The sequence below is a fragment of the Pseudomonas sp. B22(2017) genome, from assembly GCF_002113105.1.
In the GTDB taxonomy this organism is placed as follows: Bacteria; Pseudomonadota; Gammaproteobacteria; order Pseudomonadales; family Pseudomonadaceae; genus Aquipseudomonas; species Aquipseudomonas asiatica.
The window spans coordinates 51,928-74,663 of sequence record NZ_NEJN01000017.1 but is presented as its reverse complement, the minus strand read 5'-3'; the positions used below and the strand labels follow the sequence as shown (position 1 = coordinate 74,663).

Genomic DNA, 22,736 nt, shown 5'->3' with positions numbered 1-22,736 from the left:
CCGGCCACTGGAGGAAAGATGCGTAGCCTGGTTTTGCTGCTGGCGCTGATGGCGTTGGGCGGTTGCATGAATGTCAGCGATATGGGCGAGGGCGTCCGTTACCACATGAGCGATGCCGGTCTGCTGGACCACAGCGATACCCGTCGCACCCTGTCGATCCGCCTGCAGCCCGATTCGTTCATCTTCATCGGCCAGGGCGCGTTCGTGCCTCCGGGCAAGGGACCGGTGCCGCGGCAGAACGCGGTGGCCGAGCAGGCCTACAAGAGCTTCGTCGAATATTTCCCGCTGGTACGGCGTGCCCAAGGGCCATTGGGCCTGGAAGAGGCCATCGCCCAGGCCCGTTCGGTGGGTGCCGACTACGTGCTGTACACCCGCTTCGCGCGCACCGACGACCGCATCGGCAATGGCGACGAGTGGTATGATGAACAAGCGGTCGACCGGCTGGGCTGGGACACCGGCGTGGTGCAGATGATGCTCATCGAAACCAGCACCCGCTACCTGATCGACACTGCGCGTATCAAGAGCCGTGGCGGTTTGTTGACGTTCCACGATAAAACCCCGGAGGATTTGCTTGGCGCGCCAATGCGCGAGTACGCTCGTAGCCTTCTGGGTGTGAGTGAATGAGGCAAGCGTGATGAGCGATTCCGGCAAGGCCAATGATCTTCTGGCGCAGATTCCCAAGGCCAAGGGCCTGCCGCCGGTGCATCTGTGGAACCCGGATTTCTGCGGTGACATCGACATGCGCATCGCCCGTGATGGCACCTGGTACTACCTGGGTACGCCGATCGGTCGCAAGCCGATGGTGCGGCTGTTTTCCACCATCATCCGCCGCGATGGCGATGATTACTTCCTGATTACCCCGGTAGAGAAGGTGGGCATCCGCGTCGACGATGCGCCGTTCGTGGCCGTGGCGCTGGACGTGGAGGGTGAGGGTGAGCAGCAGGTGCTGCGCTTCACCAGTAATGTCGAGGACCAGGTCGAAGCCGGGCCGGCCAACCCGCTGCGCGTGGTGATCGACCCGGTCACGCAGGAGCCATCGCCGTATGTGCTGATGCGCAGCAACCTCGAGGCGCTGATTCATCGCAATGTGTTCTACCAGTTGGTAGAGCTGGCGGTGCCGCGTGAGATCGACGGGGAAGAGTGGCTTGGGGTCTGGAGCCACGGTGAGTTCTATCCGATCGGGCGTAGCAGCTGAGATATCTGGTGCCTGCACCGGCCTTTTCGCGGGCTCGCCCGCTCCCACAGGGTTTTCTACAGGCTTCAAGGGTGTGGGAGCGGGCAAGCCCGCGAAGAGGTCGGCACAGGCAATAATCGGCCTCTTGGTTTTTCCCCGAATTGGTCATTTGTCTCTCTGCCCCACAGGCCTAACCTGCAGGCAATTGCCATCCAGGAGAAGCCCCCCATGAAACCCTTCAGCATCATCCTTTTCGCCCTGTTCGCCGCCCAGACCCCTGCCTGGGCGCACGGCGACGCTGCCGACCAGGTCAAGGTCCTGCAGCAGCAACAACCCTCGAACGCCCCCGGCAAGAGCGCCGTGATGCTCACCGTCAGCTACGCCCCCGGCCAGGCATCACCCGCGCATCAGCACCCGGGCGCAGTGATGGCCTACGTGCTGGAAGGGGCAGTGGTATCGAAGCTCGATAACGAGCCGGAGAAAACCTACAAGGCCGGTGAATACTGGTACGAAGCCCCGGGTACCGTGCACAGCGTGTCACGCAACGCCAGTCAGAAGCAGTCAGCCAAGTTGCTGGTCTGGAGCCTGGTGGATGAAGGCAGTGCGGTCACATTGCCCTATCCAGCAGCAGGCTCGGAGCGCTGAGCCTGCCCCAGCCGGGTTGTCACTTCCTGCATCAGGTTCGGGTCCAGTACCTGGCAAGGCGCGACCTGCGCGTTGCTGGTGTAGAACGGCGGCAGATTTTGCGCCAGTCGAGCAACGTCCTTGGCAGTGCAGCCTGTTGGCAGCAACACATATTGCAGGCTTGTGGGGAAGGACGGCGCGGTGTGCCGTTCCAGGGTGGAGCCATAGGCGCCAAGGGTCATGACCGCCTCGCTGCCGGCCGGGTCCGGAAAACGGAGCAGGACGAATGTGCAGTAACGGGGGTGGGTGAGATGCTGGTGTGCTTCGTCGCGGACCTGTGGGTCGTCATGATTCATCAGGTTCCAGCGTAACGCGGCGTAGCTGCGAGTGGTCTCCATGAACGCAGTGCGAATGGGGGAGCGCGTTTCGTCACCGCCCAGGCAGGCCAGCAGATTGCCGAATGGGTCCAGCAAGGCTACGGCGTTGCACGTATCTGCCGCGAGAGCTGTGTCGACCAATGGCTCGGCCAGTTCGATGCCGGGCAGGCGAGGGTCTGCACTGTTGATGCGCAGGCTCCATGGGCTCAAGCCCGCCAGGGCCTGGCGTACCAAGCTCCGGCTGGGTAGGGCGATCGGGTCTTTCAGGGCAGATGGCGGCAGGCCGGCGTTGCTGCTTTCGTCGTGCACATGGTTCACGCTGGCCTCGAACAACGAACGGGTAAGGCACATCGTTGCGGCGTCGATGCGTTCGCCAGCGTAGATCGGCCCTTGCGTCGGCCCGACATAGTCGCGATCAAAAGGGCTGCCGACAGCATAGTAGCCCCACGTGGCTTGCGCGCGCAGACGAAGTGCGGCCGGCAGGCCGGGGAATTCGAAGCGGCCGTCATGATTGATGCCGGCAAAGGTGTCGAGCGCACTTACCGCAACATTGAAGCCGGCAGTCAGCAGGGCGCCTGCGCACATGGCGCAGGGGTCGAGCGTGGTGATGACGGTCAATTCATGCGTGGGCGGTAGGGCAAGGCGCTGCTGGTTGTCGAAATACCAGTCGACCAGCCGGCGCTCACCATGCCCCGTTGGGTCGTGAAGCCTGAATGCGGGTTGCGCCTGGCTTGCAGAAGGCTCCAGCACGCGGTTGTGCAGGGCGACCAGTACCTTGCCAGTGGCATTTTCGATGATGCAGCCACCCACGGCGAACGTTGCTTGTCGGCTTGCCAAAAGGGCCTGGTTGGCGGCGATTGCTACCGCTTGCTGAGCGTTCTGGGTGAAGTCGTTGGCTTTCATGCTTGCCTGTGTTCGTCGAGGGATCTCGGACGATACAGCAGCCGTGCGCTGGCATGAGGGGATAAGTGCAACAAAAAACCTCCAGTGCTTGCGCATCTGGAGGTTTTCAATGTTTGGCTCCGCGACCTGGACTCGAACCAGGGACCCAATGATTAACAGTCATTTGCTCTACCGACTGAGCTATCGCGGAATCTGTGCGTATCTTACTGATTGCCCAGGGGAAGTCAAGCCACCCCTAGGCAAAACAATGAGTTACAGTACCTGCACGATAGCTTTGGTCACTACGTGGATGTTGCTCTTGTTCAGCGCGGCCACGGCGATGCGGCCGGTGTCCAGCGCATAGATGCCGAACTCGTTCTTCAGGCGGGCGACCTGTTCGACGGTCAGGCCCGAGTACGAGAACATGCCAACCTGGCGGCCAACGAAGCTGAAGTCGCGGTTGGCGCCATATTCGGCCAGCAGCGAAACCATCTGCTTGCGCATGCCGTGGATGCGCTCGCGCATTTCGGCCAGCTCGGTTTCCCACATCTGGCGCAGTTCGGCGCTGTTCAGCACGGTGGCAACGATGGTTGCACCGTGGGTCGGCGGGTTGGAGTAGGTGGTGCGGATCACGCGCTTGACCTGCGACAGCACGCGGGTGCTCTCGTCCTTGGAGGCGGTGACGATCGACAGCGCACCGACGCGCTCGCCGTACAGCGAGAACGACTTGGAGAACGAGCTGGACACGAAGAACTCCAGGCCCGACTCGGCGAACAGGCGCACGGCGAAGGCGTCTTCGGCGATGCCGTCACCGAAGCCCTGGTAGGCCATGTCGAGGAACGGCACGTGGCCCTTGGCCTTGACCACTTCCAGGACGTTCTTCCAGTCGTCCAGGCTCAGGTCGACGCCAGTCGGGTTGTGGCAGCAGGCGTGCAGCACCACGATCGAGCCGGACGGCAGGTTGTTCAGGTCTTCGAGCATGCCGGCGCGGTTGACGTCGTTGGTCGGCGCGTCGTAGTAGCGGTAGTTCTGCACCGGGAAGCCGGCCGATTCGAACAGCGCGCGGTGGTTTTCCCAGCTCGGGTCGCTGATGGCAACCACGGCGTCAGGCGACACACGCTTGAGGAAGTCGGCACCAATCTTCAGCGCGCCGGTACCGCCAACGGCTTGCACGGTAACCACGCGGCCGGCGGCCAGCAGTGGCGACTCGGCGCCGAACAGCAGCTTTTGTACAGCCTGGTCGTAGGTGGCGATGCCGTCGATCGGCAGGTAGCCGCGCGAGGCGTGCTGGGCGGCACGCTGGGTCTCGGCTTCGATCACGGCGCGCAGCAGCGGAATGCGGCCTTCCTCATTGCAGTACACGCCCACGCCCAGGTTGACCTTGTCGGTACGTGGGTCGGCGTTGAATGCTTCGTTGAGGCCCAGAATAGGGTCGCGGGGTGCCAGCTCGACAGCGGAAAACAGGCTCATTGTTACCTTGGCTCTGATTGGAGTGTGATAGGACGTACACGCTCCAGCCCGAATGCACTGAAGCGGTGCACAAACGGGGAGTCAGTATAGTGATACCGACCGGTCACCGCGACAGTCCGGCATCGCTTTTCCGGTCATTTGCGCAAATATTTTTCGACCATTGGTCTAATTGCCGGGTCCACCGTAACAAGCGCTCACAGCTGTGCCTTGAAAGCGCCCCCCGGCGGGCGCATTTGGGTATAGACTACTGGCTAAATTTACAGTTGCTGCAACACCGCGAGGTCCGTCATGTCCGAGTTCCAGCTCGTCACCCGTTTCCAGCCGGCCGGCGACCAGCCCGAGGCCATCCGCCAGATGGTCGAAGGCATCGAGGCGGGGCTGTCGCACCAGACGCTGCTCGGGGTGACCGGCTCGGGCAAGACCTTCAGCATCGCCAACGTCATTCAGCAGGTGCAGCGCCCGACCCTGGTGCTGGCGCCGAACAAGACCCTGGCCGCGCAGCTGTATGGCGAATTCAAGGCGTTCTTCCCCAACAATGCGGTGGAGTACTTCGTTTCCTACTACGACTACTACCAGCCTGAAGCCTACGTACCGTCGTCCGACACCTTCATCGAGAAGGACGCTTCGATCAACGACCACATCGAGCAGATGCGCCTGTCGGCGACCAAGGCATTGCTGGAGCGGCGTGACGCGATCATCGTCACCACTGTGTCGTGCATCTACGGCCTGGGCAGCCCCGAGACCTACCTGAAAATGGTCCTGCACGTGGACCGTGGCGACAAGCTCGACCAGCGCGCGTTGCTGCGCCGCCTGGCCGACCTGCAATACACCCGCAACGAGATGGACTTTGCCCGCGCCACCTTCCGCGTGCGCGGCGATGTGATCGACATCTTCCCGGCCGAATCGGACCTCGAGGCCATCCGCATCGAACTGTTCGATGACGAGGTGGAGAACATCGCCGCCTTCGACCCGCTGACTGGCGAGGTCTTTCGCAAGCTGCCGCGTTTCACCTTCTACCCCAAGAGCCACTACGTCACCCCGCGGGAAACCCTGCTGGAGGCGGTGGAAGGCATCAAGGAAGAGCTCAAGGACCGCCTGGAATACCTGCAGAAGGCCAACAAGCTGGTCGAGGCCCAGCGCCTGGAGCAACGCACCCGCTTCGATCTGGAGATGATCCTGGAGCTGGGCTACTGCAACGGCATCGAGAACTACTCGCGCTACCTGTCCGGGCGCCCGGCCGGGGCGCCGCCGCCCACCCTGTACGACTACCTGCCGCCCGATGCGCTGCTGGTGATCGACGAATCCCACGTCAGCGTTCCGCAGGTCGGCGCCATGTACAAGGGCGACCGCTCGCGCAAGGAAACCCTGGTCGAGTACGGCTTCCGCCTGCCTTCGGCGCTGGACAACCGGCCGATGCGTTTCGACGAGTGGGAGGACGTCAGCCCGCAGACCATCTTCGTATCCGCCACCCCGGGCCCCTATGAGGCCGAGCACGCCGGGCGCGTGGTAGAGCAGGTGGTGCGCCCCACCGGCCTGGTCGACCCTCAGGTGGAAGTACGCCCGGCGCTTACCCAGGTGGATGACCTGCTGTCGGAAATCCGCAAGCGCGTGGCACAGGGCGAGCGGGTGCTGGCCACCACGCTGACCAAGCGCATGGCCGAAGACCTCACCGACTACCTGGCCGACCACGACGTGCGGGTGCGTTACCTGCACTCGGACATCGACACCGTCGAGCGGGTGGAGATCATCCGCGACCTGCGCCTGGGTACCTTCGACGTGCTGGTGGGCATCAACCTGCTGCGTGAGGGCCTGGATATGCCCGAGGTGTCGCTGGTGGCGATCCTCGATGCCGACAAGGAAGGTTTCCTGCGCTCCGAGCGCTCACTGATCCAGACCATCGGCCGTGCTGCGCGTAACCTCAATGGCCGGGCCATCCTGTATGCCGACAACATCACCGGTTCCATGCAGCGCGCCATCGACGAAACCGAGCGTCGTCGCGAGAAGCAGATCGCATTCAACCTGGCCAATGGCATCGTGCCCAAAGGTGTGGTCAAGGACATCACCGATATCATGGAAGGCGCCACCGTGCCCGGCGCGCGCAGCAAGAAGCGCAAGGGCATGGCCAAGGCAGCGGAGGAGAGCGCCCGTTACGAGGCCGAGCTGCGCACGCCGGGCGAGATCACCAAACGCATCAAGCAACTGGAAGAGAAGATGATGCAGTTCGCCCGCGACCTGGAGTTCGAGGCCGCGGCGCAATTGCGCGACGAGATTGCACAGCTGCGCGAGCGGTTGATTACCAGCTGAAGCCTGGCGCGGGCCTTGTGGGAGCGCATACAGTTTGAAATAGCCTCAATGTGCTTCTCCCGCTTTCAGCCCCTCCGGCAACTTGCGGGTCAACAACACCGCCACCATGCTCACCGCTAACCCGATCCCCACAAAGTGGAACGCATCGTTATAGGCCATGATCAACGCCTGCTGGTGAGTGATCTCGCTCAACTTGCCCAGCGCCGCATTGTCATTGCCCAGCCGCTCCGCCAGTTGCGCCAACCGTTCCGCCACCTGCGGGTTGCTCGGCACCACCGCCTCCCTCAGGTAATCGAAATACACCTTGGTCCGTGCATCCAGCAGGGTGGCCAGCAGCGCAATGCCGATCGCACCGCCCAGGTTACGCAGGATATTGAACAGGCTCGACGCCGAACCCGCATCCTGCGGCTGTATATACGCCGTGGCGATCAGCGAAATGGTCACCATGATCATTGGCTGGCCGATGGCACGGATGATCTGGATATGGTTGAACTGCGGCCCTGCAAAATCCGGATTGAGCACCCCCGAGCCGAAACTGGCGGCGCCGAACAGGCAGAACCCCAGGGCACACAACACCTTGGGCGACACCACTTTCATCAGTTGCGGCACCAACGGGATCAGGAACAGCTGCGGGATACCCATCCACATGATCACCTCGCCGATCTGCAAGGCGTTGTAGCCCTGCACCTGCGCCAGGTACAGCGGCAGCAGGTAGATCGACCCGTACAAGCCCACCCCCATGCCAAGGCTGGCGATGCTCGACAGGCCAAAGTTGCGGTTGCCGAGGATGCGCAGGTTGATCAGCGGGTGTGGCTTGGAAAACTGCAGGATGACGAAGGTGATCAGGCTGACCAGGGCGGTGCTGCCCAGGCCGACGATCAGCTGCGATTCCAGCCAGTCCTTGCGGTGGCCTTCCTCCAGGAACACCTGCAGGCAGCCAAGCCCCAGGCCCAGGGTGACGATGCCGGCGTAATCGGTGCTTTTCAGCAGCTCCCAGTGCGCGTCCTTCTTTTCCAGCCCGTACAGCAGGCCGGCGATCATCACCAGGCCCGGTGGGATATTGATGTAGAAAATGTACTCCCAGCCCCAGTTCTCGGTCAGCCAGCCGCCCAAGGTGGGGCCGATGGAGGGGGCGAAGGTGGCGGTCATGGCGAACATGGCCATGCCCTTGGCGCGGTGGTGTTCGGGCAGCTTGATCAGGGTCAGGGTGAAGGCCAGCGGGATCAGCGCACCGCCGGTAAAACCCTGCAGGGCGCGGAACAGGATCATGCTCTCCAGGTTCCAGGCCATCGAACATAACAGCGACGACAATAGGAAACCGCTGGACACCCACACGGCCAGGCGCCGCGCCGACAGCAGCTGCACCAGCCAGGCGGTGAGCGGGATCATGATGATTTCCGCGACCAGGTAAGAGGTGGAAATCCACGAGCCTTCCTCCAGCGTCGCCGACAGTGCGCCCTGGATGTCCTTGAGCGACGAGTTGGTGATCTGGATGTCCAGCACCGCCATGAAGGCGCCGAGCATCACGCTCATCACCGCGATCCAGTCCCGCCGTGTCGGCTCCGCGGTTGGCCTGAGCAGCTGGTCACCGGCCATTGTGGCCTTCGTCTTCGCTGCGCAGGTCGACGGTGGCGGTCACCGACATGCCAGGGCGGATGCGCCCGTGCAGCGGGTTGTCAGCGCGGAAGGTCAGCTTGACCGGAATACGCTGCACCACCTTGGTGAAGTTGCCGGTGGCGTTGTCGGGCGGTAGCAGGCTGAACTGCGCGCCGGAGGCGGCGAAAAGGCTGTCGACCCGGCCTTCTATCGGTGTGTCGGGGTAGCTGTCGAACAGCAGCTCGGCACGCTGGCCGGGCTGCATGCGGCCGATCTGGGTTTCCTTGAAGTTGGCCTGCACCCAGATGTCTTCGTCCGGCACGATCGACAGCAGGTAGGCACCGGCCTGTACCACCTGGCCATTGCGCGCGTTGCGCTGGCCGATGCTGCCGCTGATTGGTGCACGGATTTCACAGCGGGTCAGGTTCAGTTCGGCTTGTGCCAGGTCGGCGCGGGCGTTGGCGATCTGCGCGTCGAGGCGCTTGAGTTCGGCGGTCAGTGCGTTGACTTGCTGGCGCTGGCTTTGCAGGTCGGCACGGGCCTTGTCGACCTGCGAGCCGGCGACATGGCTGTCCGCGGACAGGGTGGTGACCCGTTCTTCCGATACGAAACCTGGTTTGCGCAGCTTCTCGGCACGGCTCAGGTCCAGGCGCGAGCGGTCGAAAGTGGCCTGGTTGGCCGCCACCTGGGCCTGGCCGGCGGCGATCAGGCTGGCTTGCTGGGTCAGGCGGCTTTGCGCCTGCACCTGCTCGGCTTCGCGGGTGGCCAGGGTGGCGCGGGCGCGTTGCACGGCCAGTTCGAAGTCGGCGGCCTCCAGGCGCACCAGCAGGTCGCCTTTCCTGACGTGCTGGTTGTCCTCGACCCGCACCTCGTCGATGCGTGCGCCCAACTGGCTGGAAATGCGGGTGATCTCGCCCTGTACGTAGGCGTTGTCGGTGCTTTCGTAGAAGCGGCCCTTGAAGTACCAGTGGCTCAGGAAGGTGAGGGCGATGACGGCCACCAAGGTGAAGAAGACCAGCAGGCGGCGTTTGAGTTGAGCAGGCATGAGGACTATCGTTCCAGAAATGTAAATAAATTTAACAGCGGCACATGGCCGGTCGACAAGTGACGTTCGCGCCATTGCTGGAGCCCGGTGCCTGCCTCCTGCTAACATCCCGCCTTTGTTTCATCTTTCGTTCGAGACTCTCCATGACCACCGTACGCACGCGTATCGCGCCATCGCCTACCGGCGACCCCCATGTCGGCACTGCCTACATCGCCCTGTTCAACTACTGCTTTGCCAAGCAGCACGGCGGTGAGTTCATCCTGCGCATCGAAGACACCGACCAGCTGCGCTCCACGCGCGAGTCGGAGCAGCAGATCTTCGATGCCCTGCGCTGGCTCGGCATCGAATGGAACGAAGGCCCGGACGTCGGCGGCCCGCACGGCCCTTACCGGCAGAGCGAGCGTGGCGAAATCTACGCCAGGTACGCCAAGGAGCTGGTTGACGCCGGCCATGCCTTCTACTGCTTCTGCACCGCCGAAGAGCTGGAGCAAATGCGCGCAGAGCAGCAAGCCCGTGGCGAAACCCCGCGCTACGACGGCCGCGCGCTGCTGCTGAGCGCCGAGGAAGTGCAGCGCCGCCTGGACGCTGGCGAGCCGCACGTGATCCGCATGAAAGTGCCGAGCGAAGGCGTGTGCGTGGTACCGGACATGCTGCGTGGCGATGTCGAGATCCCGTGGGACCGCATGGACATGCAGGTGCTGATGAAGAACGACGGCCTGCCGACGTACTTCCTGGCCAACGTGGTCGACGACCATCTGATGGGCATCACCCACGTGCTGCGCGGCGAAGAGTGGCTGCCATCGGCACCCAAGCTGATCAAACTGTACGAATACTTCGGCTGGGAACAGCCCAAGCTGTGCTACATGCCGCTGCTGCGTAACCCGGACAAGTCCAAGCTGTCCAAGCGCAAGAACCCGACCTCGGTGACTTTCTACGAGCGCATGGGCTTCATGCCCGAGGCGATGCTCAACTACCTGGGCCGCATGGGCTGGTCGATGCCGGACGAGCGCGAGAAGTTCTCGCTGGCCGAGATGGTCGAGCACTTCGACCTGTCGCGTATCTCGCTGGGCGGCCCGATCTTCGACATCGAGAAGCTGTCCTGGCTGAACGGCCAGTGGCTGCGCGAACTGTCGGTCGAGGAGTTCGCCGCGCGCCTGCAGAAGTGGGCGTTCAACAGCGACTACATGATGAAGATCGCCCCGCACGTGCAAGGCCGGGTGGAAACCTTCAGCCAGGTTGCCCCGCTGGGCGGGTTCTTCTTCGAAGGCGCGCTGAAGCTGGACGCCAAGCTGTTCGAAAGCAAGAAGCTGTCGGCCGACCAGGTACGCCAGGTGATCCAGCTGATCCTGTGGAAGCTCGAAAGCCTGCGTCAGTGGGAAAAAGAGCGCATCACCGGTTGCATCCAGGCGGTGGTCGAGGCGCTGGAGCTGAAGCTGCGTGATGCCATGCCGCTGATGTTTGCCGCCATTACCGGCCAGGCCAGCTCGGTTTCGGTGCTGGACGCGATGGAAATCCTTGGCCCGGACCTGACCCGCTACCGCCTGCGCCAGGCCCTGGACCTGCTGGGTGGTGTGTCGAAGAAAGAAAACAAAGAGTGGGAAAAGCTGCTGGCCTCTATCGCCTGACAGTGGTCCCGAGGCCATAAGCCGAACTTGTGGGAGCGGGTAAACCCGCTCCCACGGGGCTCGGTGTTCAGTTTTGGCAAGGGGAGGGCGGTAAGTGATTGTTATCTGTGAAAATTTTTTTGAATATTTTGAAAAATTCGTTTGACAGCCCTGCAATCCGATCTTAATATGCGCCCCGTCCACAGCGATGAACGAAAACGAAACGCCAGGCACCCAGCCAGCGCTTCGGTTCAAAGCGACATTGTGGGGCTATAGCTCAGCTGGGAGAGCGCCTGCATGGCATGCAGGAGGTCAGCGGTTCGATCCCGCTTAGCTCCACCAAATTCCGCCTGGCAGCCAAGGCTGTCGGGCAAGACCGGGTCCAGCAACCGGGTCTTGAAGGTAAGAAGGTTCGTCCCCTTCGTCTAGTGGCCTAGGACACCGCCCTTTCACGGCGGTAACAGGGGTTCGAGTCCCCTAGGGGACGCCAGTTTTGCACAAGCGATGTTTCAGGATGTCGCTGGGCCGAGAGGCTAGAAATCCGGGGCTATAGCTCAGCTGGGAGAGCGCCTGCATGGCATGCAGGAGGTCAGCGGTTCGATCCCGCTTAGCTCCACCAATTTGCCGCGGTTCGCGAAAGCGGATCGGCACGAAGGTTACGTCCCCTTCGTCTAGTGGCCTAGGACACCGCCCTTTCACGGCGGTAACAGGGGTTCGAGTCCCCTAGGGGACGCCACTTTTCCTGCGTTTTGCAGGGCTTTAAAGGCTCGTCGATTACTGATGAGCCTTTTGTTTCGGGGCTATAGCTCAGCTGGGAGAGCGCCTGCATGGCATGCAGGAGGTCAGCGGTTCGATCCCGCTTAGCTCCACCATTTCTGCCGCGGTTCGCGTAAGCGGATCGGCACGAAGGTTACGTCCCCTTCGTCTAGTGGCCTAGGACACCGCCCTTTCACGGCGGTAACAGGGGTTCGAGTCCCCTAGGGGACGCCACTTTTCCTGCGTTTTGCAGGGCTTTAAAGGCTCGTCGATTACTGATGAGCCTTTTGTTTCGGGGCTATAGCTCAGCTGGGAGAGCGCCTGCATGGCATGCAGGAGGTCAGCGGTTCGATCCCGCTTAGCTCCACCATTTCTGCCGCGGTTCGCGTAAGCGGATCGGCACGAAGGTTACGTCCCCTTCGTCTAGTGGCCTAGGACACCGCCCTTTCACGGCGGTAACAGGGGTTCGAGTCCCCTAGGGGACGCCACGTTTACCCGCGTTTTGCGGGACTTTGAAGGCTCATTCGATTATTGAATGGGCCTTTTGTTTTTCTCCCCTAATCAAAATTTCGCGACCGACAGGCGGCTGCAGATTCTGCTTGCCAAAAAATATTATGCGAATAATATTTCGATCATCATATTTTTGTTGGCGAGTGGCCTGATGAGCGACAAGAAGAGCAGAACCCGCGAGCGCATTCTCGAGGCGGCGCGAAGTGCGCTGATCCAGCACGGCCCGGCCGAGCCCAGCGTCAGCCAGGTCATGGGTGCGGCAGGCCTGACCGTCGGTGGTTTCTACGCCCACTTCGACAGCAAGGACGAGTTGATGCTCGAAGCGTTCCGCCAGTTGCTGGGCGAGCGCCGCGCCTTGCTCGCGCAGATCGACCCCAGCCTCGATGGCGCCGGGCGGCGGGCGCTGGCCAGTGCGTTCTATCTGTCGCGCAAGCACCGTGATGCCGAAGTGCATGCCTGCCCGCTGCCCAATTCGCTGGGCGAGATGCAGCGCCTGCCAGAGGCCTTCCGCGAGGTTCTGGCCGAGCACATCGAGTTGATGGCTGCCGCCATGGTCGACCGCCCCGAGGACGCCGACAAGGCATTGGCCGACCTGGCCCTGATGGTTGGTGGCCTGGCGCTTGCCCGTGCCCTGGGCACCAGCGAACTGTCCGATCGTATTCTGCGCGCCGCCAAATCGGCGGTGCTTTGAGCCTGGAGCATGGCGATGACTACCCTGAGCTGGATTCGTGGTGTCAATGGCACCTTGGGCCGCCTGGCCCCCGAGCATGTCGCGGGCAAGATGCGCCGTGCCTTCATGACTCCTCGCAACCTGCCGCCACGGGATTGGGAGTTGCCCGTGCTGGCCAGCGCCGAGCGCATCACTTTGCGCTTCGGCTTGTCGGCCTTGCGCTGGGGCAAGGGGCCGACCGTGCTGATGATGCACGGCTGGGAGGGGCGCCCGACCCAGTTTGCCGCGTTGATCGAAACCTTGGTCCAGGCGGGGCACACGGTGGTGTCGCTGGAGGGGCCGGGGCATGGCCGTTCGCCTGGCGAACAGGCAAATGTGGTGTTGTTTGCCCGAGCGCTGCTGGAAGCTGCCGCCGAGCTGCCGCCGCTGCGCGCGGTTATTGGCCATTCCATGGGCGGCGCCAGTGTATTGCTGGCCTTGCAGATGGGGCTGCGTACCGAGGCAGCGGTAAGCATCGCTGCCCCGGCGCGGCTATTGGGCGTACTGCGTGGCTTTGCCCATCGTCTGGGTCTGCCGGCGCGGGCGCGGGCTGCATTCATTCGCCAGGTGGAGCGGGATGTGGGCATGCAGATTGCGCGGCTGGATGTGACGGGTTACCAGTTGGAGTTACCCGGGCTGGTGGTGCATGCCGCCGATGATGCCTTGGTCGCAGCCGATGAGGCCCGGGTTATCCACAAGGCCTGGTTCGATAGCCGCCTGATGCTGCTGGAGGCGGGTGGCCACCAACGCGTGCTGTCCGATCCGCGCCTGAGTGAAGCGGTGCTGGAGCTGCTGGCCCGGGCTGGCGCGGTGCCTGTAGGAGCGGCCTTGTGTCGCGATGGGCTGCGCAGCAGCCCCGGCAATCTGTGTCGGGACTGAGATTTTGGGGCCGCTGCGCGCCCCATCGCGACACAAGGCCGCTCCTACAGGGACCGCGTAGCCCCGCAGGCAAGTGCAGAAGGGCTGGACTTTCCCTCGGCGGTCCCTGCTAAATCCACTTTTGCTCCAAGGAAGCGAACATGAGCTGGGACTTGGCAACACCCTTCGTCATCGACCTGCGCGTCGGTAGCGAGGATATCGACGGCCTCGGCCACGCCAACAACGCGGTCTACGTCACCTGGCTGGAGCGCTGCGCCTGGCGCCATTCCCAGCGCCTGGGCCTGGACCTGGCCGAATATCGCCGGCTGGACCGGGCCATGGCGGTGGTGCGCCACGAAATCGACTACCTGGCTGCTGCCTACGAGGATGACGAGTTGCAACTGGCCACCTGGATCATCGACTGGGACCAGCGCCTGCGCATGACCCGGCGCTTCCAGCTCAAGCGCCCGCGCGACGGCGTGACTTTGCTGCGCGCCCAGACCACCTTTGCCTGCATCGAGCTGTCCAGCGGCAAGCCCAAGCGCATGCCGGCGGAGTTCCTCGACGGTTACGGCCCGGCGCTGATCGGCGCCTGAAACACCGGCAATTTTTGTTAAACTGCCGGCTTTTTCCGCCGAGACCCCGACATGCAAATTGCCCTGGCCCCCATGGAGGGGCTGGTCGACAACATCCTGCGCGACGTGCTGACCCGCGTGGGCGGTATCGACTGGTGCGTCACCGAGTTCATTCGCGTGTGCGACCGCCTGCTGCCGCCTTCCTCGTTCGACAAGCTGGCGCCCGAGTTGCGCAATGGCGCACGGACCGCTGCAGGGGTACCAATGCGCGTGCAGTTGTTGGGGTCGGACCCTGTGTGCCTGGCGGAAAACGCCGCGCTGGCCTGCCAGTTGGGCGCGCCGGTGATAGACCTGAACTTCGGTTGCCCGGCCAAGACCGTGAACAAGTCGCGCGGTGGAGCGGTGCTGCTCAAGGAGCCGGAGCTGCTGCACGCCATTGTGCGTGAAGTGCGCCGTACCGTGCCGGCACATATCCCGGTCACCTCGAAGATGCGCCTGGGTTTCGACAGCCCCGATGGCGCGCTGGAGTGTGCCATGGCGCTGGCCGAAGGCGGTTCGGCGCACCTGGTGGTGCATGCGCGGACGAAGGTCGAGGGCTACAAGCCCCCGGCCCACTGGGAGTGGGTGGCGCGGGTGCAGGATGTGGTCAAGGTGCCAGTGTTCGCCAACGGCGAGATCTGGACCGTGGATGACTGGCGGCGCTGTCGTGAGGTCAGTGGCGCCGAAGATATCATGCTGGGCCGTGGGCTGGTTTCGCGCCCCGATCTTGGGCTGCAGATTGCCGCGGCGCGTGACGGGCGGGAGTACCAGCCGATGAGCTGGGACGACCTGCTGCCGTTGCTTCGCGAGTTCTGGCGTCAGGCCCAGGCCAAGTTGTCGCCGCGCTATGCACCGGGGCGGATGAAGCAGTGGCTGGCGATGCTGACCCGCAGTTATCCCGAAGCGGTTGTGCTGTTTGCCGAATTGCGGCGGGAAGATGACTGTGCGCGGATCAGCCGGTTGCTGGGGGTTGAGGCGGTTTCCTTGGAGGCTTGTGTTGCCTGATCCGGCCCTTTCGCGGGCGTGCCCGCGAAGAGGCCATCAAATCCAGTGCAGGAATCCAGATTTTTTCTGCTCCCCCCTTGAAAGCATTTCCCCCGGCCATATCTCTTGAGTACGCGATGCCGAAGTCGGGTCGCGTAATGACTTACTTGCTGAATCTCAGGAGTTCATGACCATGACTACCGCTTTCTCTCTCGCTCCACTGTTCCGCCATTCCGTTGGTTTCGACCGTTTCAACGACCTGTTCGAATCCGCGGCACGTAACGAGGCCGGTAGCAGCTACCCGCCCTACAATGTGGAAAAGCATGGCGATGACCACTACCGTATCGTGGTTGCTGCAGCCGGTTTCCAGGAAGAGGACCTCGACCTGCAGGTTGAAAAAGGTGTCCTGACCGTGACCGGTAGCAAGCGCGACAATGGCCCTGCTGAAGTGACCTACCTGCATCAGGGTATCGCGCAGCGCGCCTTCAAACTGTCGTTCCGCCTGGCCGACCATATTGAAGTCAAGGCCGCCGGCCTGGCCAATGGCCTGCTCAGCATCGACCTGCTGCGCATCGTGCCTGAAGAGGCCAAGGCCAAGCGCATTCCGATCAACGGCGACAAGCCAGCGCTGAACTGATCGTGTAGATGTGAAAAAGGGCACCCCTAGGGGTGCCCTTTTTTGTGGCGGCTGTCTTGCACAACATCCAGAAGCTGGCGCGATCACTGTGGGAGCGGTTTCAGTAATCCGCCGGCGCCTCCAGCAACATCTGCCGGAACTCCGGCAACGGCAGCGGCCGGCTGTGCAAGTACCCCTGGTACAGGTGGCACCCCAGCCGTTCCAGAAACTCCAGTTGTTCGGTCAGTTCCACCCCTTCGGCAATCACCGTCAACTCCAGGCTGCGAGCCATGGCGACGATAGCGCGGACGATTTCGGCGTCGTTGGGGTCTTCCGGCGCATCGCGCACGAAGGTCTGGTCGATCTTCAGCGCGTCCACTGGCAGGCGTTTCAGGTAGGTCAGCGAGGAATAACCGGTGCCGAAGTCATCCATGGCAAAGCTCACCCCGTAGCGCTTCAGCTCGCGCATCTTACTGATGGTGTCCTCCAGGTTCTGGATGACGATGCCTTCGGTAATTTCCAGCGTCAGCATTTGCCGTGGCAGGCGGTAATCGTCCAGGCTGCGCAGCACCCGCCCGACAAAGTCGTTCTGGCGGAACTGCCGTGGGCTGATGTTCACGCACAAGCTGAAATCATCGGCGTCGATCAGCCCGTCGCCGAGCATGCGTGCGCAGGCATCGCACGCTTCGTCGAGTATCCAGCTGCCAACCTCCAGGATCAGGCCGCTTTCTTCCAGCACCTGAATGAATTGCGCCGGTGGCTGCTGACCCAGTTGCGGATGATGCCAGCGCAGCAGCACCTCGGCACCGACGATGCGGTTGTCGCGCGCATCCACCTGTGGCTGGAAGTGCAGCGCCAACTCGCCGCGGGCCAGGGCCAGGCGCAGGTCGTTTTCCATGCGCAGGCGCTCGCTGGCAGCCTTCTGCATGGTGGTATGGAACAGCTGGGTGGTGTTGCGCCCGGAATCCTTGGCACGGTACAGGGCGATATCGGCACGCTTGAGCAGGTCTGCCGGGGTGGCGCCGTGGTCAGGGATCAGCGCCACGCCGATGCTGGGTGTTACCTGCAGGCGCTGGCCATCCAGCGACATCGGCTCGGCCAGCAGTTCGCGCAGGGTATCGGCCAGCCCGCGGACTTTCTCTTCGACCAGCTCGCGGCTGCCTTCCAGGCCGCTGAGCAATACCACGAACTCATCGCCACCCAGGCGCGCCACGGTGTCTTCCAGGCGCACACTGGCTTCCAGCCGCGCTGTGATGATCTTCAGCACCGTGTCGCCCACCGGGTGGCCCAGCGAGTCGTTGATGTGCTTGAAGTGGTCGAGGTCGAGGAACAGCAGGGCGCCGCGAAGGTTGTGGCGCCTGAGCAGGGCGATCTGCTGGCTCAGGCGGTCCATCAGCAGGGCGCGGTTGGGCAGGTTGGTCAGCGGGTCGTGGTAGGCCAGGTGGCGAATCTGTGCCTGGGCGTTTTTCAGCTGGCTGACATCGCGGGCGGTTACCAGCAGGCAGTCCACCTCATTGAGGGTGATCGGCTCCACCGACACTTCCACGGTGAGGATGTCGCCGCGCTTGTTGCGCCCTAGCATCTCGCGATGATGCACCCGGCCACGCTCGCGCAACTCGGCCAGCAGGGCGCTGCGCTGCTTGTCGTCGGCCCAGATGCCGATCTCGTACACCGTGCGGCCGACCACGTCGGCGGCGTTGTAGCCGGTCAGGCGGCAGAAACCGTCGTTGATTTCCAGGTAGCGACCGCTGTAGCGTTCGGTGATGGTGATGGCGTCAGGGCTGGAGTGGAAGGCCTTGGCAAACTTCTCCTCGCTGGACTTCAGCGCCGCCTCGGCGCGCTGCTGCTGGGTGATGTCGCGCAGGGTGGTAACGCTGCAAGGCTGGTCATCGACGGTGATCAGGCGGCTGGAAATCACGCAGGTCAGCGGTGCCCCATTGCGGTGGTTGACCACTACGGCGACGTTGCTCAGGGCCTGCTCGCGGATTACCCGCTCTATGCGTTGCGCGCGCTCGATGGACTCCGCCCACAGGCCGATTTCCTCGGCGGTGCGGCCGATCACCTGCTCGGTGCTCCAGCCGAAGGTCTGGGTGAACGCCGGATTGATCTCGATGAACTGCCCGGTGTCCTGGCGGGTGACACAGATTGGGTCGGGGCTGACCTGGAACAGGCTGGCGAACTTCTCTTCCGAAGCGCTCAGGCGCTGTTCGCGCTCCACCTGGTCGGTGATGTCGAGCAAAGTGCCAGCCATGCGCAGCGGGTTGCCCTGCTCGTCGCGGTACAGCCGGGCGCGGCTTTCGATGTAGCGCGAGATGCCGTTTTCCAGCTGTACCCGGTAGGTGATCTGGTAGTTGCCGGCAGGTCCTTCGCGCAGGCTACGGTAGGCCTGGCGCATGGAATTGCGCTCTTGCTCCGGGACCCCTTCGAAAAACGCGTCGAACGATTCGTGAAACGGGATGGGCGGCAGGCCGTGCAGCTGCGCGGCGCGCGCCGAACCGTACAGCATGCCGCTGGGAATATGCCAGTCCCAGGTGCCCAGCTGTGCCGAATCCAGCGCCAGGTCCAGGCGCTCCTGGCTGTCCTTCAAGGCCTGCTCGGCACGTTTGCGCTCGGTGGTGTCGATAAAGGTGCTGAGCAGGAAGGTTCCGCCCTCCAGTTCGATGCCCTGGGTACAGAGGATGCCGTCATGCACCTTGCCGCTGGTAGCGCGGAACTGGACTTCCATTATCAAAGGGCCAGTGTTGCCACGGGTCGACTCCAGCAACTGGTGGCGCTGTTCGGGGTTTGCCCACAGGCCAAGCTCCAGGCTGGTCTTGCCGATCACCTGGCTACCGGGCCAGCCGAACATGTCTTCGAAGTGCTGGTTGACCTCGAAGATCATGCCGTCGTGGCGTCGGGTGAGCAAAATGGCATTGGGGCTGAGGTGGAACAGGGTGGCGAAGCGTTTTTCCGAATTGATCAACGCCGTTTCCCGCTCGCGCTGGCGGGTGATTTCACGGATCACCCCGATCATCTGCGGCCGGCCGTTCGGGTCGTGGGTCAGGCTGCCGTTGATCTCCAGCCAGTGCAGGCTGCCGTCCGGCCAGCGGATGCGGTGGCGCATGGCCTGCTCCACCGGTTCGCCGTTGAACACTGCCTGGAACACCTGGCGTGTGCGCGCACGGTCTTCCTCCGGCAGCAGGTCGAGGTAGTCGATATCTGCGGGGAGCGGGCGCTGCGGGTCGAAGCCGAACAGAGCCTGGGTGCCCCGTGACCAGCTCACCCGGCCGCTGTCGATATCCCATAGCCAGGCTCCCAGCCGTGCGCCGTTGAGTGCGGCCAGCAACTGTGGGGCGTTCTGCCAGGCCTGTTCCGACTCCTGAGGGTCGGCCGCTGGTATGCGCGGCAGGCGCAAAAAGCGATTCGCTGATTTGGGCATCGGTACCAGACCTTTGGCGTATGACGCGTCCTTGGAGGTGGCAATACCGGGCTGACGACCGGTCAGGCGGGCCCTGCGTGGCTGTCGAGCAGGGCCATGAATGCCCTGGCCGCGTTCGAAAGCGTACGCTCCGTGTGCAAAATGTAGCCTAGCTGGCGAGACAGCTGTATGCCCGGCAAGGCGATGGGTGCAACCTGTTCGTCGAGCATGGTGCGCGGCAGCACGCTCCAGGCCAGGCCGATGGACACCATCATCTTGATGGTTTCCAGATAGTTGGTACTCATGGCGATGTTCGGCGTCAGGCCCTGGCTTTCGAACAGGCGCTGAACAATGTGGTGGGTAAAAGTGTTGCCGCCCGGGAACACGGCCGGGTGGCGGGCGACGTCGGCCAGGCTGACCGTGTTGTTGTTGGCCAGCGGGTGCTCGGGAGCGGCGACGAAGTCCAGGGCGTCGTCCCATACCGGCACGGCCTTGACCAGGTGGTGCGGCTCGGGTGCCAAGGTGATAACGGCAATCTCCGCGCGGCCATGGAGGATTTCGTCGTAGGCCGCTTCCGAATCCATGAACTGAATATCCAGCGCCACTGCAGGGTATTCCCGGGTGAAGGCCCGCAGCAGCGGGGGTAGGCGGTGCAAGCCGATATGGTGGCTGGTGGCAAGGGTCAGCCGACCACTCACTTCCCCGGTCAAATTGGTCAGCGCGCGCCGGGTATCATCGAGGACGTTGAGGATCTGGTAGGCGCGGGGAAGCAGGGCGCGGCCCGCCTCGGTCAGGGTCACCTCGCGGCCCAGCCGGTCGAACAGGCGCACATCCAGTTGCTGTTCCAGTCCGGCGATGCGTTTGCTGACGGCCGGTTGAGTCAGGAACAGGCGGTCGGCCGCCCCGGAAAAACTACCGGTTTCGGCAATTGCGATGAAGGCGCTAAGGTTGGCCAGATCCATGGGGTCGCATTCCTGTTGGTTATCCAAAGCATAAAAATTATGAATTTGAGTTATTCAATCTAACCCCCTAGCATCGACCGCACAAGCCAAGGGGTCTTTGGCATAGAAAGACGCTGATGAGGAACAGTCTGATGGCTGGCAAAACGCTCTACGACAAACTCTGGGAAGCCCATGAGGTCAAGCGCCGTGATGACGGCTCGTCCTTGATCTACATCGACCGTCACATCATCCACGAAGTGACGTCGCCCCAGGCCTTCGAAGGCCTGCGCCTGGCCAACCGCAAACCTTGGCGCATCGACGCCAACATCGCCACGCCTGACCACAACGTGCCGACCACGCCAGAGCGCAAGGGCGGTATCGAGGCCATCGTCGACCAGGTGTCGCGCCTGCAGGTGCAGACCCTCGACGAGAACTGTGACGAATATGGCATCGTCGAATTCAAGATGAATGACGAGCGTCAAGGCATCGTCCACGTCATCAGCCCGGAGCAGGGTGCCACCTTGCCTGGCATGACTGTGGTCTGCGGTGACTCGCACACCTCCACCCACGGCGCCTTCGGTGCCCTGGCCCACGGCATCGGCACCTCCGAAGTGGAGCACGTGCTTGCTACCCAGTGCCTGGTCGCCAAGAAAATGAAGAACATGCTGGTGCGCGTGGAAGGCCAGTTGCCTGCCGGCGTAACCGCCAAGGACATCGTCCTGGCCGTGATCGGCAAGATCGGTACCGCCGGTGGTAACGGCCACGCCATGGAATTTGCTGGCAGCGCCATCCGCGAATTGTCGATGGAAGGCCGCATGACCATCTGCAACATGTCCATCGAAGCCGGTGCCCGCGTAGGCCTGGTGGCGGTGGACGACACCACTGTTGCCTATGTCGAAGGCCGCCCGTACGCGCCGAAGGGCGAGCAGTGGAAGCAGGCGGTCGAAGCCTGGAAAGGCCTGGTCTCCGACGCTGACGCGGTGTTCGACACCCTGGTCGAGCTCGACGCTGCGCAAATCAAGCCGCAGGTCAGCTGGGGCACTTCGCCGGAGATGGTCCTCGCTGTCGACCAGCGCGTGCCGGACCCGGCTGCCGAGCCTGACCTGATCAAACGTGGTTCGATCGAGCGTGCCCTCAAGTACATGGGCCTCGCCGCCAACCAGGCGATCACCGATATCAAGCTCGACCGCGTGTTCATCGGTTCGTGCACCAACTCGCGTATCGAAGACCTGCGCGCTGCCGCCGAAATCGCCAAGGGCCGCAAGGTCGCTGCCAACGTCAAGCAGGCGCTGGTGGTGCCGGGCTCGGGCCTGGTCAAGGCCCAGGCCGAGCGCGAAGGCCTGGACAAGATCTTCCTCGAGGCCGGTTTCGAATGGCGTGAGCCAGGCTGCTCGATGTGCCTGGCGATGAACCCGGACCGCCTGGAGAGCGGCGAGCATTGCGCGTCTACCTCCAACCGCAACTTCGAAGGCCGTCAGGGGGCCGGTGGCCGCACCCACTTGGTCAGCCCGGCCATGGCCGCCGCCGCCGCGGTGACCGGCCACTTCATCGATGTCCGCGAGTTGATCCAAGGGAGCGCAGCATGAAAGCCTTTACCCAGCACACTGGCCTCGTCGCGCCGTTGGACCGTGCCAACGTCGACACCGACCAGATCATCCCCAAGCAGTTTTTGAAGTCGATCAAGCGCACCGGCTTCGGCCCCAACCTGTTCGACGAGTGGCGTTACCTGGACGTGGGCCAGCCTTACCAGGACAACAGCAAGCGCCCGCTGAACAAGGAGTTCGTGCTCAACCACGAACGCTACCAGGGTGCCAGCGTATTGCTGGCGCGGGAGAACTTCGGTTGCGGCTCCAGCCGTGAGCACGCCCCATGGGCGCTGGACGAGTACGGCTTCCGCAGCGTGATCGCGCCGAGCTTTGCCGACATCTTCTTCAACAACAGCTTCAAGAACGGCTTGCTGCCGATCATCCTCAGCGACGAGGAAGTCGACGAGCTGTTCAAGCAGGTCGAAGCCATCCCGGGCTATCAGCTGACCATCGACCTGCAGGCGCAGGCGGTGACCCGTCCGGATGGCAAGGTGCTGCACTTCGAGATCGATGCGTTTCGCAAGCACTGCCTGCTCAACGGCCTCGACGACATCGGCCTGACCCTGCAGGACAGCGATGCGATCAAGGCCTTCGAGGGCAAGCACCGCGCCGGGCAGCCTTGGCTGTTCCGTGATGCCTGAATGATGTAGTTGGGTTTGCTGGCCTCATCGCCGGCAAGCCAGCTCCCA

At 63.0% G+C, this 22,736-nt stretch carries 18 protein-coding genes and 9 tRNA genes; 20 read left to right on the top strand and 7 right to left on the bottom strand.

Annotated elements, in window-relative coordinates; all coding sequences use genetic code 11:
- Positions 1-18: 18 nt before the first annotated feature.
- The 3 genes from CAG18_RS24320 (at position 19) to CAG18_RS24310 (ending at position 1,819) form a co-directional block, all read left to right on the top strand.
- Positions 19-624 carry a DUF4823 domain-containing protein gene (locus tag CAG18_RS24320; RefSeq protein WP_013971585.1) on the top strand — a complete coding sequence of 202 codons (606 nt, stop codon included), beginning with the start codon at positions 19-21 and terminating at the stop codon, positions 622-624.
- A 10-nt stretch (positions 625-634) separates the two neighbouring features.
- The gene (locus CAG18_RS24315; protein WP_023661447.1) at positions 635-1,195 is read left to right on the top strand and encodes a DUF1285 domain-containing protein; all 561 of its coding nucleotides are present in this window, start codon (positions 635-637) and stop codon (positions 1,193-1,195) included.
- Positions 1,196-1,402: 207 nt separating this feature from the next.
- Positions 1,403-1,819 carry a cupin domain-containing protein gene (locus CAG18_RS24310; protein ID WP_075044140.1) on the top strand — a complete coding sequence of 139 codons (417 nt, stop codon included), beginning with the start codon at positions 1,403-1,405 and terminating at the stop codon, positions 1,817-1,819.
- Here CAG18_RS24310 and CAG18_RS24305 read toward each other — a convergent pair.
- From CAG18_RS24305 to CAG18_RS24295, 3 genes are all read right to left on the bottom strand, one after another.
- Positions 1,792-3,078, bottom strand: coding sequence for a cytosine deaminase (locus tag CAG18_RS24305; protein ID WP_085721716.1), 1,287 nt, complete (start codon positions 3,076-3,078; stop codon positions 1,792-1,794). The genes CAG18_RS24310 and CAG18_RS24305 overlap by 28 nt on opposite strands.
- Before the next feature lie 114 nt (positions 3,079-3,192).
- Positions 3,193-3,268, bottom strand: a tRNA-Asn gene (locus CAG18_RS24300).
- Positions 3,269-3,330: 62 nt separating this feature from the next.
- Positions 3,331-4,527, bottom strand: coding sequence for an amino acid aminotransferase (locus CAG18_RS24295; protein WP_085721715.1), 1,197 nt, complete (start codon positions 4,525-4,527; stop codon positions 3,331-3,333).
- Between the two features lie 288 nt (positions 4,528-4,815).
- Here CAG18_RS24295 and uvrB point away from each other — a divergent pair, with 288 nt between their 5' ends.
- Positions 4,816-6,831: an excinuclease ABC subunit UvrB gene (uvrB, locus tag CAG18_RS24290; protein ID WP_039615454.1), complete on the top strand. Its 2,016-nt coding sequence runs from the start codon at positions 4,816-4,818 to the stop codon at positions 6,829-6,831.
- 45 nt (positions 6,832-6,876) lie between these two features.
- Here the strand turns inward: uvrB and CAG18_RS24285 are convergent, their stop codons facing one another.
- The gene (locus tag CAG18_RS24285; protein ID WP_170976291.1) at positions 6,877-8,367 is read right to left on the bottom strand and encodes an MDR family MFS transporter; all 1,491 of its coding nucleotides are present in this window, start codon (positions 8,365-8,367) and stop codon (positions 6,877-6,879) included.
- A gap of 49 nt (positions 8,368-8,416) precedes the next feature.
- Entirely contained in the window at positions 8,417-9,472 is a 1,056-nt protein-coding gene (locus CAG18_RS24280; RefSeq protein ID WP_085721714.1) for an HlyD family secretion protein, read from the bottom strand.
- Between the two features lie 143 nt (positions 9,473-9,615).
- On the opposite strand from CAG18_RS24280, the gene gltX reads away from it, so the two are divergent.
- The 14 genes from gltX to CAG18_RS24210 all read left to right on the top strand — a co-directional run bounded on the left by gltX (position 9,616) and on the right by CAG18_RS24210 (position 16,144).
- Positions 9,616-11,097 (top strand): glutamate--tRNA ligase, encoded by a 1,482-nt coding sequence (gene gltX, locus CAG18_RS24275; RefSeq protein ID WP_015269425.1) that lies wholly within the window; start codon positions 9,616-9,618, stop codon positions 11,095-11,097.
- Positions 11,098-11,342: 245 nt separating this feature from the next.
- Positions 11,343-11,418 (top strand) — tRNA-Ala (locus CAG18_RS24270).
- Between the two features lie 72 nt (positions 11,419-11,490).
- Positions 11,491-11,566: transfer RNA gene (locus tag CAG18_RS24265), tRNA-Glu, on the top strand.
- A gap of 53 nt (positions 11,567-11,619) precedes the next feature.
- Positions 11,620-11,695: transfer RNA gene (locus CAG18_RS24260), tRNA-Ala, on the top strand.
- Between the two features lie 41 nt (positions 11,696-11,736).
- Positions 11,737-11,812 (top strand) — tRNA-Glu (locus CAG18_RS24255).
- Positions 11,813-11,872: 60 nt separating this feature from the next.
- Positions 11,873-11,948: transfer RNA gene (locus tag CAG18_RS24250), tRNA-Ala, on the top strand.
- Positions 11,949-11,990: 42 nt separating this feature from the next.
- Positions 11,991-12,066, top strand: a tRNA-Glu gene (locus CAG18_RS24245).
- Positions 12,067-12,126: 60 nt separating this feature from the next.
- Positions 12,127-12,202, top strand: a tRNA-Ala gene (locus tag CAG18_RS24240).
- Between the two features lie 42 nt (positions 12,203-12,244).
- Positions 12,245-12,320, top strand: a tRNA-Glu gene (locus CAG18_RS24235).
- 173 nt (positions 12,321-12,493) lie between these two features.
- A complete protein-coding gene (locus CAG18_RS24230; protein WP_013971594.1) occupies positions 12,494-13,033 on the top strand; it encodes a TetR/AcrR family transcriptional regulator in 540 nt (179 codons plus the stop codon).
- A 15-nt stretch (positions 13,034-13,048) separates the two neighbouring features.
- A complete protein-coding gene (locus tag CAG18_RS24225) occupies positions 13,049-13,930 on the top strand; it encodes an alpha/beta fold hydrolase (RefSeq protein ID WP_015269426.1) in 882 nt (293 codons plus the stop codon).
- 140 nt (positions 13,931-14,070) lie between these two features.
- Positions 14,071-14,505 carry a thioesterase family protein gene (locus CAG18_RS24220; protein WP_015269427.1) on the top strand — a complete coding sequence of 145 codons (435 nt, stop codon included), beginning with the start codon at positions 14,071-14,073 and terminating at the stop codon, positions 14,503-14,505.
- 51 nt (positions 14,506-14,556) lie between these two features.
- A complete protein-coding gene (locus tag CAG18_RS24215) occupies positions 14,557-15,528 on the top strand; it encodes a tRNA-dihydrouridine synthase (protein ID WP_085721713.1) in 972 nt (323 codons plus the stop codon).
- 172 nt (positions 15,529-15,700) lie between these two features.
- A complete protein-coding gene (locus CAG18_RS24210) occupies positions 15,701-16,144 on the top strand; it encodes an Hsp20 family protein (protein ID WP_061552349.1) in 444 nt (147 codons plus the stop codon).
- Positions 16,145-16,244: 100 nt separating this feature from the next.
- Here CAG18_RS24210 and CAG18_RS24205 read toward each other — a convergent pair whose 3' ends face one another.
- Positions 16,245-19,541, bottom strand: a complete 3,297-nt coding sequence (locus CAG18_RS24205) for a PAS domain S-box protein (protein ID WP_015269429.1) — start codon at positions 19,539-19,541, stop codon at positions 16,245-16,247.
- A gap of 62 nt (positions 19,542-19,603) precedes the next feature.
- Positions 19,604-20,482, bottom strand: coding sequence for a LysR family transcriptional regulator (locus CAG18_RS24200; RefSeq protein ID WP_015269430.1), 879 nt, complete (start codon positions 20,480-20,482; stop codon positions 19,604-19,606).
- Positions 20,483-20,613: 131 nt separating this feature from the next.
- On the opposite strand from CAG18_RS24200, the gene leuC reads away from it, so the two are divergent.
- Both leuC and leuD read left to right on the top strand, forming a co-directional pair.
- The gene (gene leuC, locus CAG18_RS24195) at positions 20,614-22,047 is read left to right on the top strand and encodes a 3-isopropylmalate dehydratase large subunit (protein WP_054573330.1); all 1,434 of its coding nucleotides are present in this window, start codon (positions 20,614-20,616) and stop codon (positions 22,045-22,047) included.
- The gene (gene leuD, locus CAG18_RS24190) at positions 22,044-22,688 is read left to right on the top strand and encodes a 3-isopropylmalate dehydratase small subunit (RefSeq protein ID WP_015269431.1); all 645 of its coding nucleotides are present in this window, start codon (positions 22,044-22,046) and stop codon (positions 22,686-22,688) included. The genes leuC and leuD overlap by 4 nt, the downstream gene beginning before the upstream one ends.
- The last annotated feature ends 48 nt before the right edge of the window (positions 22,689-22,736 follow it).

What these genes read in the sequence shown, in the direction of transcription:
- CAG18_RS24320 (WP_013971585.1), top strand. Translation starts at nt 19, where the DNA reads ATGCGTAGCCTGGTTTTGCTGCTGGCGCTGATGGCGTTGGGCGGTTGC.
- CAG18_RS24315 (WP_023661447.1), top strand. Translation starts at nt 635, where the DNA reads ATGAGCGATTCCGGCAAGGCCAATGATCTTCTGGCGCAGATTCCCAAG.
- CAG18_RS24310 (WP_075044140.1), top strand. Translation starts at nt 1,403, where the DNA reads ATGAAACCCTTCAGCATCATCCTTTTCGCCCTGTTCGCCGCCCAGACC.
- CAG18_RS24305 (WP_085721716.1), bottom strand. Translation starts at nt 3,078, where the DNA reads ATGAAAGCCAACGACTTCACCCAGAACGCTCAGCAAGCGGTAGCAATC.
- CAG18_RS24295 (WP_085721715.1), bottom strand. Translation starts at nt 4,527, where the DNA reads ATGAGCCTGTTTTCCGCTGTCGAGCTGGCACCCCGCGACCCTATTCTG.
- uvrB (WP_039615454.1), top strand. Translation starts at nt 4,816, where the DNA reads ATGTCCGAGTTCCAGCTCGTCACCCGTTTCCAGCCGGCCGGCGACCAG.
- CAG18_RS24280 (WP_085721714.1), bottom strand. Translation starts at nt 9,472, where the DNA reads ATGCCTGCTCAACTCAAACGCCGCCTGCTGGTCTTCTTCACCTTGGTG.
- gltX (WP_015269425.1), top strand. Translation starts at nt 9,616, where the DNA reads ATGACCACCGTACGCACGCGTATCGCGCCATCGCCTACCGGCGACCCC.
- CAG18_RS24230 (WP_013971594.1), top strand. Translation starts at nt 12,494, where the DNA reads ATGAGCGACAAGAAGAGCAGAACCCGCGAGCGCATTCTCGAGGCGGCG.
- CAG18_RS24225 (WP_015269426.1), top strand. Translation starts at nt 13,049, where the DNA reads ATGACTACCCTGAGCTGGATTCGTGGTGTCAATGGCACCTTGGGCCGC.
- CAG18_RS24220 (WP_015269427.1), top strand. Translation starts at nt 14,071, where the DNA reads ATGAGCTGGGACTTGGCAACACCCTTCGTCATCGACCTGCGCGTCGGT.
- CAG18_RS24215 (WP_085721713.1), top strand. Translation starts at nt 14,557, where the DNA reads ATGCAAATTGCCCTGGCCCCCATGGAGGGGCTGGTCGACAACATCCTG.
- CAG18_RS24210 (WP_061552349.1), top strand. Translation starts at nt 15,701, where the DNA reads ATGACTACCGCTTTCTCTCTCGCTCCACTGTTCCGCCATTCCGTTGGT.
- CAG18_RS24205 (WP_015269429.1), bottom strand. Translation starts at nt 19,541, where the DNA reads ATGCCCAAATCAGCGAATCGCTTTTTGCGCCTGCCGCGCATACCAGCG.
- CAG18_RS24200 (WP_015269430.1), bottom strand. Translation starts at nt 20,482, where the DNA reads ATGGATCTGGCCAACCTTAGCGCCTTCATCGCAATTGCCGAAACCGGT.
- leuC (WP_054573330.1), top strand. Translation starts at nt 20,614, where the DNA reads ATGGCTGGCAAAACGCTCTACGACAAACTCTGGGAAGCCCATGAGGTC.
- leuD (WP_015269431.1), top strand. Translation starts at nt 22,044, where the DNA reads ATGAAAGCCTTTACCCAGCACACTGGCCTCGTCGCGCCGTTGGACCGT.